The sequence below is a fragment of the Labrenzia sp. C1B70 genome, from assembly GCF_000475395.1.
GTDB lineage: Bacteria > Pseudomonadota > Alphaproteobacteria > Rhizobiales > Stappiaceae > Roseibium > Roseibium algicola.
In genome coordinates, this window is sequence record NZ_AXCE01000009.1 from 162,630 (window position 1) to 176,602 (window position 13,973).

At 60.2% G+C, this 13,973-nt stretch carries 13 protein-coding genes; 11 read left to right on the forward strand and 2 right to left on the reverse strand.

Translation table 11 applies throughout. The features are described from left to right. The first annotated feature begins 141 nt into the window (after positions 1-141). Complete coding sequence (locus Q666_RS45870; RefSeq protein WP_022999777.1) at positions 142-2,817, forward strand: EAL domain-containing protein; 2,676 nt, start codon at positions 142-144, stop codon at positions 2,815-2,817. Positions 2,818-2,851: 34 nt separating this feature from the next. Here the strand turns inward: Q666_RS45870 and dgoD are convergent, their stop codons facing one another. Next, positions 2,852-4,000 (reverse strand): galactonate dehydratase, encoded by a 1,149-nt coding sequence (dgoD, locus tag Q666_RS45875; protein ID WP_022999778.1) that lies wholly within the window; start codon positions 3,998-4,000, stop codon positions 2,852-2,854. Positions 4,001-4,052: 52 nt separating this feature from the next. Continuing rightward, positions 4,053-4,802, reverse strand: coding sequence for a FadR/GntR family transcriptional regulator (locus Q666_RS45880; RefSeq protein WP_152533327.1), 750 nt, complete (start codon positions 4,800-4,802; stop codon positions 4,053-4,055). Between the two features lie 224 nt (positions 4,803-5,026). On the opposite strand from Q666_RS45880, the gene Q666_RS45885 reads away from it, so the two are divergent. The 10 genes from Q666_RS45885 to Q666_RS45930 all read left to right on the forward strand — a co-directional run. Beyond that, positions 5,027-6,010 carry an arabinose ABC transporter substrate-binding protein gene (locus Q666_RS45885; RefSeq protein ID WP_022999780.1) on the forward strand — a complete coding sequence of 328 codons (984 nt, stop codon included), beginning with the start codon at positions 5,027-5,029 and terminating at the stop codon, positions 6,008-6,010. Positions 6,011-6,078: 68 nt separating this feature from the next. Beyond that, complete coding sequence (araG, locus tag Q666_RS45890; RefSeq protein ID WP_022999781.1) at positions 6,079-7,584, forward strand: L-arabinose ABC transporter ATP-binding protein AraG; 1,506 nt, start codon at positions 6,079-6,081, stop codon at positions 7,582-7,584. 15 nt (positions 7,585-7,599) lie between these two features. Beyond that, entirely contained in the window at positions 7,600-8,541 is a 942-nt protein-coding gene (gene araH / locus Q666_RS45895; protein WP_022999782.1) for an L-arabinose ABC transporter permease AraH, read from the forward strand. Continuing rightward, positions 8,541-9,434 (forward strand): aldose 1-epimerase, encoded by an 894-nt coding sequence (locus tag Q666_RS45900; protein ID WP_022999783.1) that lies wholly within the window; start codon positions 8,541-8,543, stop codon positions 9,432-9,434. The genes araH and Q666_RS45900 overlap by 1 nt, the downstream gene beginning before the upstream one ends. Next, positions 9,427-10,206: an SDR family oxidoreductase gene (locus tag Q666_RS45905; RefSeq protein ID WP_022999784.1), complete on the forward strand. Its 780-nt coding sequence runs from the start codon at positions 9,427-9,429 to the stop codon at positions 10,204-10,206. Before Q666_RS45900 ends, Q666_RS45905 begins: the two co-directional genes overlap by 8 nt. A gap of 108 nt (positions 10,207-10,314) precedes the next feature. Beyond that, positions 10,315-11,088: an SDR family oxidoreductase gene (locus Q666_RS45910; RefSeq protein WP_022999785.1), complete on the forward strand. Its 774-nt coding sequence runs from the start codon at positions 10,315-10,317 to the stop codon at positions 11,086-11,088. Positions 11,089-11,255: 167 nt separating this feature from the next. After that, positions 11,256-11,726 (forward strand): MerR family transcriptional regulator, encoded by a 471-nt coding sequence (locus tag Q666_RS45915; RefSeq protein WP_022999786.1) that lies wholly within the window; start codon positions 11,256-11,258, stop codon positions 11,724-11,726. Between the two features lie 90 nt (positions 11,727-11,816). After that, complete coding sequence (locus Q666_RS45920; protein WP_022999787.1) at positions 11,817-12,374, forward strand: MarR family transcriptional regulator; 558 nt, start codon at positions 11,817-11,819, stop codon at positions 12,372-12,374. A gap of 175 nt (positions 12,375-12,549) precedes the next feature. Continuing rightward, positions 12,550-13,197 (forward strand): DUF4166 domain-containing protein, encoded by a 648-nt coding sequence (locus tag Q666_RS45925; protein WP_022999788.1) that lies wholly within the window; start codon positions 12,550-12,552, stop codon positions 13,195-13,197. A 2-nt stretch (positions 13,198-13,199) separates the two neighbouring features. Then, the coding region (locus Q666_RS45930; RefSeq protein WP_031284999.1) for an NAD-dependent epimerase/dehydratase family protein at positions 13,200-13,973 on the forward strand (774 nt) is incomplete at its 3' end.

Here is a 13,973-nt window from a genome sequence, read left to right on the forward strand (position 1 = left end):
AATATCGCTCAATCCCTTCAGTCAAACTGTAAAGTGACCTTTAGGCATTTGTTTCGTTTTTAAGGTTATTCTGAGATAAGCTCCAAGACTGCGGTGTCCTGATCGTTGGCCATTGGAGATTTCTCGACCTAACGAGATGAGATGCCGAAGACATTTTTTTCCCGAATTGGAGCCAGTCATATTCTGACACGGCCCAGCCTGGCCAGCGTTGCGGCGATCGGCATTGCCCTTGCCGTGACAATTGCTGCCGGAATATTCGCGGAAGTTCAGAACCGGTCCGTGCATCTGCAAAGTGCGCGCGCGAATGTCGCCGAGCAACTCGGCATTGTCCGTGCCCGGCTGGAAGGCAACATCAACAGCAACCTGCAGCTTGTCCGGGGGCTTGTTGCGCTGATTGCGACACAGCCGGATATTGATCAGGAACAGTTCGGCCGGATTTCCAGCGGTCTCATCGGCAATCACTCGCAGCTTCGCAATGTCGCCGGCGCACCGGACCTTGTCGTCAGGCTGATGTATCCCATGACCGGCAACGAAAAGGCCATCGGGCTCGATTACCGGAAAAACGAGCAGCAGCGTGATGCGGCCCTTCGGGCGGTGAATTCAGGCGAGATGGTGCTCGCCGGGCCCGTCGATCTCTTGCAGGGGGGCAAGGGGTTCGTCGGACGCTTCCCTGTCTTTACCGAAAATGATGATGGCACAAGGCGCCTTTGGGGGCTGGTTGCTGCTGTCGTTGACGCCGACAGGCTTTATGCCGACAGCGGCTTGCTGGACGCCGCGCTTCCGGTGGAAATCGCGATCATGGGCCGAGATGCGACCATGGCGGACAAGTCGGTTTTCTTCGGGGACGAGAACATTCTAGCCCAGAACCCGGTGTTGTCCGAGGTGGTTCTGCCGACCGGGCGTTGGCGGATTGCGGCGATCCCGCGTGGCGGTTGGTCGGCAATGCCGGACAACGCCTGGAAAGTCCGCTTGCTGATGCTGGCCGGGGGACTGCTGGTCCTGTTGCCGATCTTCATCGCCGGACAGCTGTACGATCAGCGGCGCGGGCATATCCGCGAACTGAGGCGCCGCCAGGTGCAGATGGAAGGTCTGTCTCAGCGCCTGAAGCTGGCCCTCGATACCTCCAAGATAGGCATCTGGGAACTGAACCTGGATACCGGCGTGCTGACCTGGGATAGCCGGATGCGGGAACTTTACGATATCCCGGAGTGGCGCGACACGTCGCAATACGATGTCTGGTCCGAGTGCCTGCACCCGGAGGATCTGAAGCGTGCCGAAAAGGAATATTGGGATGCGATCGACACCGGCGGAACTTATCATTCCGACTTCCGTGTGATCCTTCAGGACGGCTCCACCCGCTGGATCCGGGCCATCGGTGCTGTTCACACCAACACTCGCGGCCAACGTTACATTCTGGGCGTCAACTGGGACGTTTCCCGGGACTTCCAGCTCAAGACCCGTTTGCTCAACGCCAAGCAGAACGCCGAAGACCGGAACCGCGAACTGGAGGATGCCCGTGCGCTGATGGAGCACCATTCGCTGCATGACAGTCTGACCGGTCTCCCGAACCGCCGTTTCCTGGACCGGCAGCTATTGGACGAGCAGGCCCCGCACAAGCCGACGGCGCTGCTGCATATCGATCTCGATCGCTTCAAGCATATCAACGACACACTTGGCCACGCTGCCGGCGACTCGATGCTTACCCATGCCGCGTCGGTGCTGATGGAAAACGTCAGTTCCAGCGAGTTCGTCGCCCGCATCGGCGGTGACGAGTTCGTCATTGCCATCACCGAGCCGACCGACGAGAAAAGCCTGGCCGCCCTTGCTGAAAAGATCATCGAGCAGATGCGTCAGCCGGTGACTTTCGAAAATCATCAGTGCCGCTTCGGCGTGTCCATCGGCATTGCCATGGCCGACACGACCTTGAGCGACTACGGCCGGCACCTGCTGGTCGATGCCGACATCGCCCTCTACCGGGCCAAGAGCAACGGCCGCAACCGGTTCGAATTCTTCTCCGATACGCTGAAGTCGGAAATCGTCCGCAACAAGCAGGTTGCCGACGACATCCTGTGTGCATTGGAGCGTCAGGAATTCCTGCCGTACTTCCAGCCGCAGTTCGATGCGAGAACGCTGGCGATCACCGGTGTCGAGGCACTGGCGCGCTGGAACCATCCCACCGAAGGCATCCTGACACCGGACGTGTTCCTGAAAACGGCCGACGAGCTTAATGTGGTGCCCCTGATCGACCGGATTATTCTGGAACAGACCCTGTGGCAGTCCGCGCGCTGGAAAGCAGCCGGGATCCACATTCCGAAAATGTCGGTCAACGTGTCGGCTGGCAGGCTCAACGACGCCAACCTGATGCAGAGCCTCGACGGTCTTGCCTTCGAACCCGGTTCACTGTCGTTCGAACTTCTGGAATCCATCTTCCTGGACGACAAGAACGATCTTATCGCCGCCAATTTCGAACACCTGCGGGACATGGGCATCGACATCGAGATCGATGATTTCGGCACGGGCTATGCCTCCATCGTCAGCCTGATTCACCTGCGTCCGAAACGGCTGAAGATCGATCGTCAGCTGGTCATCCCGATCACCCATTCGGAAGGCCAGCGCCGCCTGGTGGCATCGATCATCGAAATCGGGCAGTCGCTCGGCATCAAGGTTGTCGCCGAAGGCGTGGAAACCATGGAGCATGCCAGGATCCTGCGTGATCTCGGCTGCGATGCCCTGCAGGGCTATGCCTTTGCACCGGCGATGCCCTCGGACAGGCTGATCGAGTTCGTTCGCGAGGAGCGCTGGCGCGAGGCGTCCTGAGACGCCCCGTCAGGTTTATTCACATCCGTTCAAGTCACCACTCGGCGAGACTTCCGTCTTCATGACGCCAAATGGGATTGCGCCAGCGGTGACCTTCCTTGGCGCGCTCGACGACATAATCCTCGTTCACCTCGATGCCGAGGCCTGGTCCCTGCGGGATGGCAGCAAAGCCGTCCGCATAGGCGAAGACATCGGCATTGGTGATGTAGTCCAGCAGGTCGTTGGACTTGTTGTAATGGATGCCGAGGCTCTGTTCCTGAATGAAAGCATTGTAGGACACCGCATCGACCTGGAGGCAGGCGGCAAGGGCGATGGGGCCAAGCGGGCAATGAGGCGCGAGCGCAACATCGTAAGCCTCGGCCATCGCAGCGATCTTCCGGCATTCCGTGATCCCGCCCGCGTGTGACAGATCCGGCTGTATGATGTCCACATAGCCGTCGGACAAAACAGACTTGAAGTCCCAGCGGGAATAAAGTCTTTCGCCAAGGGCAATCGGCGTCGAGGTGTGATTGACGATATCGCGCAGGGCTTCCTTGTTTTCGGAAAGCACCGGTTCTTCAATGAACATCAGCTTGTAGGGATCAAGTTCCCGCGCCAGGACCTTGGCCATGGGCTTGTGCACCCGCCCGTGGAAGTCCACAGCAATGCCGATGTCCGGACCAACGGCCTCGCGCACACTCGCGATCGCCTCCACAGCCTTGTCCAGCCGTGAGTTGCTGTCGACGATCTGGAGCTCGGCGCAGCCGTTCATTTTCAGCGCCTTGAAGCCGCGCTCGACCACCTGCCTGGCGTTGTCCGCCAGCTCCGAAGGCCTGTCGCCACCGATCCAGGAATAGACCTTGATCCTGTCCCGCACCTGGCCGCCAAGCAGCGAGTGAACCGGCTGGCCGAGAGCCTTCCCCTTGATGTCCCACAAGGCCTGGTCGATGCCCGCAAGGGCGCTCATGTGTATTGCGCCGCCTCGGTAAAATCCGCCTCGATAAAGCACCGTCCAATGGTCCTCGATCAAGAAGGGATCCTTGCCGATGAGATAGTCGGAAAGTTCATGGACAGCCGCTTCCGTAGTCAGGGCACGGCCTTCCACCACGGGTTCGCCCCAGCCGGTGACGCCTTCATCGGTTTCGATCTTCAGGAAAAGCCAGCGCGGCGGCACGATATAGGTCGTGAGTTTGGTGATCTTCATTCTTTAAGTTTCCGGCAAAAGCGACGTCATCGGGCGGCAGGCGAAGGGGTGGTCAGAGATCGACACGCCCTGCAGCAGCCTGGGCCGCAGTCAGGTCATGCTCGGCCAGGTCAAGCATCCGGTTCGAGGCTTCCCGGGCTCGCGGCGCATCGCGCAGACGCAGGGCATCCACAAGTTCGCCATGCAGTTCGATGGCAAGGTCCCGGCTCTCCACCGCGGTGTTGGACGCATGCAGCGTATAATGCAGGGCCGTATGAATGGCACTGGAAAGACGCCGAAACACCTGATTGTGGCTGGCGGCCATAAGCACGCTATGGAAATCGACGTCGGCCTCGGTGAAGGCCTCAGGGTCGGAATTTGAGTCGCGCATCCGCAACCAGGCCGCTTCCAGCGCCGCAATTTCCTGCAAGGTGGCACGTTTGGCCGCAAATTCCGCTGCTGCCGGCTCAATCGTGCGCCGGGCTTCCAGGATGCATCCAAGCAGGTCGAACTCATGGATGAAGGGGCCGATCCAATCGAGCACTTCCCCATCCAGTATGTTCCAGTCCTCCCGGTCGGTCACCACGGTTCCCACGCGAGGCTTCACCCGCAGCATGCCTTTGGATTCCAGAACCTTGATGGATTCGCGAATGACCGTGCGGCTGACGCCATAGATTTCGCACAGGTCGTTTTCTCGCGGGAGCTGAGCGCCGACCGGATATTTTTCAGAGCAGATGTCTTCCGCCAGAGCAGCCGTCACATTCTTTCGCACGCGAGGGCGCTTGCCACTGTTCTGATCAGCGGTCGCTGTCTCCTCCCTCAACGTTTCCAATGGCCTGCTCCCTGTTTGTGGCGGAATGAGATCCCGCATTTTTAGCGGATTTTTTGCTCTGCGCGAACTGCGCGTTTCACCGTCCGTCTTCGAATGTCGGGCAACCTTATCTGATACATCATACAAAGGCAATTGACTGGTATGATGATTCACAGTAGGTCTGTTGAAGCGCCCCGGGAGGCTGGGCGCCTCGAAATGAATTGGGAGGTTCTGCAATGCGTGTGTTGAAGAAAGCCGTTCTGACCGGAGTGATGGCCCTTGCCCTCGTCGGTTCTGCCCATGCCGCTGACGTGAAAATCGGTTTCGTCGTCAAGCAGCCGGAGGAGCCCTGGTTCCAGGACGAGTGGAAGTTTGCCCAGAAGGCTGCCGAGGAAAAAGGGTTCACCCTTGTTGAAATCGGCGCACCGGATGGAGAGAAGGTTCAGGCAGCGATCGATAACCTGGGTGCGCAGGGCGCGCAGGGCTTCATCATCTGCGTGCCGGATGTGAAGCTCGGACCGGGGATCGTGGCCAAGGCAGCCGCCAACGACCTGAAGCTGATGACCGTGGATGACCGACTTGTCGGCGCTGATGGCGAACCCATCGAAAGCGTGCCGCACATGGGCATTTCCGCGATAAAGATCGGCGAGACCGTCGGCCAGTCCATTGCGGCCGAGATCGAGGCGCGCGGCTGGGACATGTCCGAAGTGGGCGCGATCCGCGTTTCCTACGACCAGCTTCCGACGGCCGTCGATCGGGTCGAAGGTGCTATCGCAGCTCTGACGGCTGCCGGCTTCCCCGCCGAAAACATCTATGACGCGCCCCAGGCCAAGACCGATACCGAAGCGGCCCTGAACGCTGCCACCACCGTGCTCAACCAGCACGCGGACGTGAAGAAGTGGATTGCCTTCGGCCTGAACGACGAAGCCGTTCTCGGCGCAGTCCGGGCCACGGAATCGGTCGGCATTCCGGCTGAGAACGTCATTGGCGTTGGCATCGGCGGTGCTGAATCGGCCATCAACGAGTTCAAGAAACCGAGCGCGACCGGTTTCTACGGTACGGTCATTATCTCGCCGAAGCGCCACGGTTATGAAACCGCACTCAACATGTACGAGTGGATTGCCAACAACAAGGCACCGGAGCCGCTCATCCTGACGTCCGGCTCGCTGGCCCTGCGCGACACTTATGTGGACGTGCGCAAGGACCTGGGCATCGAGTGATCCGTCCCGACTGACACCCGATCCGGCGACCGGTCTTGCGGTCGCCGGGGAACTGTTGCGCGAGCGTCATGTCTTATCTGTCAGTACAAAACATATCCAAGAGTTACCCGGGCGTTCAGGCCCTGTCGGACATCTCCTTCTCGGTGCAGAAGGGAGCCGTACATGGGTTGATGGGCGAGAACGGTGCCGGCAAGTCCACCCTGATCCGGGTGCTTTCCGGCGACCAGTCCGCGGACAGCGGATCCATTTCCATCGACGGGATCGAGCAGAACTACGGGTCTGTGCGCGATGCCTTCGAGGCCGGAGTGATCGTGATCCACCAGGAACTCCAGCTGGTGCCGGAGCTGACGGTGGCAGAAAATCTCTGGCTGGGCCGGTTTCCCAACCGGGGTGGCGTCCTCGAAGGCCGGCGATTGGTCGAGACCGTGCGCGACCGGCTTGAGGAGATCGGCGTCGATGTCGATCCCAATGCCAAGGTCGCTTCGCTGTCCATCGGTGCGCGCCAGATGGTGGAAATCGCCAAGGCCGTGATGATGGAGGCCCGGGTCATCGCACTGGACGAGCCGACGTCATCCCTGTCCTCCAGGGAAAGCGAGATCCTGTTCAAGCTGATCGCCCGGTTGAAGGCCAAGGGCACGGTGATCCTCTATGTGTCTCACCGGCTGGAGGAAATCTTCCACCTCTGCGACAGCCTGACGGTTTTGCGGGATGGCCGTCTTGCAGCCCATCACCCCGACATTGCCAATGTGACCCGCGACCAGATCATCGCCGAGATGGTCGGGCGTGAAATCGGCAACATCTGGGGCTGGCGTGAGCGGTCGTTCGGGCCGGTGCGGCTGGAAGTGTCCGGAATGTGCGGCGAAAAGCTTCCCGGACCGGCCGAATTCTCGGTTCGGCAGGGCGAAATCCTGGGCTTTTTCGGCCTGATTGGCGCCGGACGCAGCGAGTTGATGCGCCTTGTTTATGGTGCGGACACGCGGCGCGGTGGCACGGTCTCCATCGACGGCAAGGAAGTGCCTGCGGACAATCCACGCGGTGCCATCAATGCAGGGCTCGTTTTGTGTCCGGAAGACCGGAAACACGACGGCATCATCCAGGGGCGGTCCATCGAGGAAAACATAGCCATTTCCTCACGCAGGCACATGTCCTCCTTCGGCATTCTCCAGCTTGGCAAGGAAGCAGCTCTTGCGGATCGCTTCATCGCCCGGCTCAAGGTGCGCACGCCATCGCGGAAGCAGGACATCGTCAATCTCTCGGGCGGCAATCAGCAGAAGGTCATTCTGGGTCGCTGGCTGTCGGAACAGGGTGTGAAGGTGCTGATTGTCGACGAGCCGACACGCGGCATCGACGTCGGTGCCAAGTCGGAGATCTACGACATCCTCTACGAGCTTGCGGAAGGCGGTATGGCCATCGTGGTCGTTTCCAGCGAGCTGCCCGAAGTGATGGGTATTTCCGACCGCATCATCGTCATGTGCGAAGGCCGCATGGTCGGCCAATTCGCGCGGGAAACCTTTGAAGAGCGCAACATTCTGACCCTGGCCTTGCCGGACAGAAATGCTGCCCACACGGTGTGAACGGGGCCGTTTCAGATGAATTCTCTCAAGAAAATTTTGCTCGGAGACCAGGGCCTGGTCGTCATCTTCGCGGTGGCCTTCGCAATCGTTTCCCTGACCGTTCCCAACTTTCTCACCGAGCGCAACATCCTCGGCCTGCTGCAGTCGGTGGTGACAATCGGCATTGTCGCCTGCACGATGATGTTCTGCCTCGCTTCGCGCGATTTCGACCTTTCGGTCGGATCGACGGTCGCATTCACCGGCATGATCGCCGTCATTGCTTCCAACATGACCGGCTCCATCGTTATGGGGCTCATCATAGCTTTGCTTAGCGGCGCATTGGTGGGTGCGGTCAACGGCTTCGTCATCGCCTGTTTCCGCATCAACGCGCTGATCACGACCCTGGCCACCATGCAGATCGTCCGGGGACTGGCGCTGATTGTGTCCGACGGCCGGGCCGTCGGCATCAACGACCCCGGGTTCTACCAGCTCGCACTGTCCCGCTTCCTGGGCATCCCCACGCCGATCTGGGTCATGGGGGCGCTTTTCATCGCTTTCGGTTTTCTGCTGAACCGCACGGTCTTCGGCAAGAACACGCTGGCGATTGGCGGCAATCCGGAAGCGGCCCGTCTCGCCGGGGTGAATGTGGTGTCCATGCGGATCTGGATCTTTGCCTTGCAGGGCCTGATCTGCGCTGTTGCAGGCATCATGCTTGCCTCGCGCATCACATCCGGCCAACCGAATGCAGCCACCGGCCTTGAACTCTCGGTGATTTCCGCCTGTGTCCTCGGCGGAGTCTCCCTGGCCGGTGGCCGCGCCGCCATGACGGGTGTCATTGTCGGCGTCATGATCATGGGCATTGCCGAAAATGTCATGAACCTCCTGAACATTCAGGCCTTCTACCAGTATGTCGTGCGTGGCCTGATCCTGCTCATCGCGGTTCTTCTCGACAATCTGCGCTCCACGGCAAGCCGCTGATGTCCGTGGGGGCCGGGCAGGACTGGACGCTCGCGCAAGGGGATATGGTGGTCACCGCCAGCCCGGAGGGAGGTACAATTGTCCAGGCCGCGTGGCGAGGCACGCCGATCCTGCAAGCTGCCGGTGGACCGGAGGGGAAGGCAGCCTGTTTTCCCCTGGTGCCCTTCGGAAATCGGATCGCCGGCAATCGCTTCACCTTCCGTAGGGAGAGCTTCACACTTCAGCCCAACACCGACGAACCGCTTGTTCTGCATGGTGACGGCTGGCTGGATACCTGGAACCTGACGGAAAAGACCGGCAATTCGCTTGAGCTGGACCTGTTCAGGGAGCAACCCTCCCATAGTCCCTACGCCTTCAAGGCGCACCAGAAGGTTCATCTGGATGAGGACTGCCTGTCCCTGAGTCTTCGCGTGACGAACCTTGGCAATAAGGCCCTGCCGTTCGGCATCGGGTTTCATCCGTTTTTCCGCCGAACGCCAGACATGACCCTGCAGACGAGGGTGCAAGACATGTGGCGGGAAGGCGAGGGACATCTTCCGGACGGTCTGCAGCACATTCCTTCCGAACTCGATTTTTCGATGCCGCGTATCGTGCCGCCACGCTGGATCAATAATGCCTTCGGCGGTTTTTCCGGCAAGGCCCGGCTACACTGGCCGGATATTGAGCTCGCTCTTGATCTCAGCTGCGATCCGGTGTTCGACGTGATGATGATCTTTGCCCCGCAGGCACCTGCAGACTTTGTCTGTCTGGAACCCATGAGCCATCTGCCGAACGGTCACAATTTGCCGGATCTCGGTGGGTTGAGCGTTCTGGAGCCGGGGGAGGAACTGGCGGGAACGATAAAGATGACATTTCTGAATGTGTCGGAGACCAGGGAGAAAAACGATGGCTGATCGGCTTTCAGGAAAGCGTATCCTGATCACTGGCGCCGCACAGGGCATTGGTCTTGCCATCGTCCGAGCCTGTCTCGGTGAAGGCGCTGCCGTGGTTCTGATGGACCGGGACGCAGCACTTCTTGCCCGCAGTGTCGCGGATCTGGGCGGGGAGGCAGAGTATCTGACGGCTCTTGCCGGGGACATCACGAACACGGATGACGTTGCCGGTGTGGTCGTTCGCGCGCAGGAGACCATCGGTCCGTTGAACGCGCTCATCAACAATGCCGGGATAAATGTCTTCGACGAGCCTTTGTCCCTGAGCGATGAAGACTGGAACCGCTGCTTCGACGTCAACCTGAAGGGGGCGTGGAATTGCGCGCGCGCCGTGTTGCCGGGTCTGCTTGAGCAGGGGGGCGGGGTTATTCTCAATATCGCCTCCACGCATGCTTTCACCATCATCCCGCACACCTTTCCCTACCCGCTTGCCAAACACGCCCTGCTGGGGCTCACCAAGTCCCTTGCGCTGGAATATGCCGCACAGAATGTCCGGGTGAATGCCCTGGCGCCGGGCTATGTCCAGACCCAGAAGGTGGTCGAGTACTGGAACAGTTTTCCCGATCCCGAGGCGGCCCGGCAGGAGACCTTGCGACTGCACCCGGGCGGGCGTATCGCCACGCCTGAAGAAATCGGCAGGGCAGCTGTCTTCATGATTTCCGACGAATGCCCCTTCATGAACGCCGCCTGCCTGACTGTCGATGGCGGCCTCAGCGTCCAGCAGCACCCAGCCTGACGCGGGTATTTTTTCAATAAATCGGGCTTGACCCTGACACTAACGTCAACCGGCTAACACCGGCTTGGCGCGCAATGCGCAGGTGTTAATTCAGGAAAGCAAGCCAAGATGAATGAACGGACAAACTGGCAGGGCAAGGTTGCCATCGTAACAGGCGGAAGCTCCGGAATTGGAGAGGCCACCGCGCTGGCGTTGACCGGGCAGGGGGCGAATGTTGTCATCACCGGACGTGATGCGTCAAAGCTTGCCGGTGTTGCTGGCAAGAGCGAGGCAATCGAGGCCGTGCAAGCCGACAGTGCCGACCCGGCAGGCAGCCGGCGCGCTGTCGAGGCGGCACTGGGACGATGGGGCCGCCTGGACCTTGTCGTCAACAATGCGGGCGCGGGCAAACCGCTGCCCATCGAGGCCTATGATGCCGAAACGCTTTCGGAAATCTGTGCGGTGAATATCGTTGCGCCGTCCCTTCTGTTGAAGGAGGCCCAGTCGGCCTTGCGGGACAGCAAGGGGGCTGTCGTCAACATCGGTACGGCCGTCTCCCAGAATGCGGCGCCGGGCCTGGCGCATTATGCGGCCACAAAGGCGGCGCTTGAGCATCTGACACGATCCTGGGCCATCGAGCTTGCAGGCGACGGAGTACGGGTGAACGCCGTCTCTCCCGGTCCCGTCAAGAGCGGCGCTCTCACGGGCATGATGGGCCTGCCGCCGGAAGTCGCGCAAACCATCGAGGAAACAGAAGCAGCTCAGGTTCCGATGGGACGGCGCGGACTGACGTCCGATCTTGTTCCATGGATCTTGCAGCTCGGCAGTTCCGCCAACGAGTGGCTCACCGCACAGGTGATCACGATTGACGGTGGCTGGTCGCTTCGGGGCCAGGCAGGCTGAGCATTTGTGACCAAGGGCAAATATGGGCATCCTCCCCTTGATGGGGAGGGTGCCCCTCGCCACTTGAAGGCCTGAAGCGAGCACTTCCGGGAAAACAGGGCTTGACCCTGACACTAGTGTCAAGGTGCTAGGGTCCGCACCCTAGGCCGGTGTTGAAAGGGGTCGACATGCAGATCAAGGAAGCAGCCGAACGGCTTGGCATTACGGAACGGATGCTGCGACACTATGAAAAGTCGGGCCTGATGGAAGCTCGCCGTTCGGAAAACGGCTATCGCAGCTATAGTGCCGCGGACTTGCGCCGTGCCGCCCGGATCCGCGATTTCATTGCCACGGGTTTTTCGACGCGCGAAGTTCGTGCGATGGCCGCCTGCCTGTCGGACGAAGGGTCCGGGCCTTGCGAAGGCGGTATTCCGCAGCTTCTGAAAAAGCTTGAGCACATCGACCGGCTCAGCGCCGATCTTGAAGCGAAACGCGAAGCCATTCTCGACCGCCTGGCCGTGCTGGAAAAAGCTCTCTCGGTGAGTGCAGACGAGATAGGTGGCGCCGGATCCGGGATGAATGCTCCTGTTCCAGGCCGGGGTTCTGGCACGCCCGGCAGAGGCCGTGTCGATCTGGAGCCTCACGCAAGCGGGCGCTGACGGACAGTCTTGCTGAGTTTTTGACACGCGCCGCATCCCCTGGCGAACTTCGCCATTGACATCAATCGATTTTCGTCACAAATTTCTGTCATGACAGAAATTACCGACAAAGCCGATCCGTCGGCAAAAGAGAAGTTCATCCTCTATTGGGGGGACATGGGCAGCCAGTGGAGCGTCAACCGTTCGGTAGCGCAGATCCATGCATTGCTGTTCCTGAGCCCGGTGCCGATGAATGCGGAGCAGATTTCCGAGGAACTGGGCATTGCCCGGTCCAATGTCTCCAACTCCCTGAAGGAACTTGTCGGATGGCGGCTGATCCAGAGAGTGCCTGTCGCGGGGGATCGCCGGGAGCACTTCGTGGCCGAGACCGACGTCTGGGAAATGGCGCTGCTGATTGCGAAGGGCCGCAAGGAACGGGAGATCGATCCGGCGATCCGCGCTATCGATGTCTGCGTGCGCCAGGCGGAAAAGGAAAAGACGCTTGACCCCGTTGCTCTGGAGCGGATGCAGGAGATGCACCAGTTTCTGACCACTGCCGATCGCTGGTCGGAGCAGATGCTGAGCGTGCCGAAGTCGAAACTCGCCAGCTTGATGAAGATGGGCGACAAGGTTCTCTCGCTGCTCAAGATCGGCGGCAAGAAGGGCTGACAGCTGGGGCGAGTCAGGTCTTCGCCTTACCTGGAAGCTCCCATGGAAGTGCCGGACAGCGAGATAAGATCGGGTGAGAGGCCAGTAGGCTTGCCACTCGATTTCAGGCTCAAAATTTTTTGCCAAGTAATTTCTCTTTATACAGAAATAACCGACATAACAGGAGTGATTGGAAATGCGAAACGCAAGCGCCACTCTGGAGCGGCCCGAAGCTGGCGATCGCCGTTTTCGCGATCTTCTGGGAGAAGCCGCCTGGCATGGCCTGCCAGCGGCCGTCCGCCGCCGGTTCGGCAAACGTCTGAGCGGCGGGGCAAGTGTCGTCTATCAAGGTCTGGTCGTGACCATGCGGATGAACCTTGCCGGAAGCATTCTGGCGCAGCTCGCGCGGCTTGTCGGCGGTCCACTCCCCTTTGACAGATCCTCTTTCAACCAGCCTGCCGTCGTCACCGTCACAGAAGATATTGCGAGCGATGGCCAGTTCTGGATCCGCCAATACGGGCGTAGCTCTGGCTTTCCTCAGGTGATCCACAGTTCCAAGCGGTTCGAGGGCCCGACCGGCATCGAGGAATATATCGGTGCGGGGATTGGCATGGCACTGCGGGTGAATGCCCTGACAGACGGTCTCAGTTTCGAAAGCGACCACTATTTTCTGCAGGCCGGACGGTGGCGGTTGCGGCTGCCCGCCTGGCTTCGGCCCGGAGCGTTGACGATCACACACCGGGACCTCGGCAAGGACCGTTTCCTGTTCACCCTTTCCCTCAAGAGCCGCGTCTTCGGTGAACTGGTTCACCAGGATGCACTCTTTCATGACATGGAGACTTGATCATGGATAATCCCGTTCTCTGGACGTTGATCTCCATCCAGATATTCATGGGCGCATTCGATACGCTCGTGCACCATGAAGGCAGCGAGCGCCTGGCTTGGCGTCCGTCGCAGAAAACCGAACTGCGGCTGCACGGTGTGCGCAATTTCTTCTACGCGGTGATCTTTCTCTGCTTCGGCTGGCTGGAACCGCATGGGGTCTTCACCATGCTGTTGACGGCAATTCTTGTCGCCGAGGTGCTGATCACGCTTTGGGATTTTGTCGAGGAAGACATGACCCGAAAGCTGCCATGGACCGAGAGGATCAACCACACGCTGCTGGCCTTGAACTATGGTGCGATCCTGGTCCTGGCCGCGCCGGTTCTGTGGCAATGGTCGTTCCTCCCCAGCGCGCTGGTGCCCGTCAGCTACGGCTGGTGGAGTGTGCTGTCCACGGTTTCGGCACTTGGTGTCGGGCTCTTCAGCGCGCGGGATCTGCTTGCGGCCGCGCGCAGCGACAGGCTTGGTGGTCCAGATCCGGCGGGACTGGTTGCAGCCCTGCCACCGCGCCGGCATATCCTTGTGACGGGCGGCACCGGGTTCATAGGTCAGCGGCTGGTGGAAGCGCTGGTGAGAGGGGGCCATTTCGTCACGGTCCTCACGCGAGACCTGCGCAAGGCGGATGACCTGGAACACCCTGTCCGTGTGATCACCAGTCTTGACCGGATCCACAATGCCGAGCGCTTCGATGCCATCGTCAACCTGGCAGGAGACCCGATCGCGAGTGGCTTGTGGACG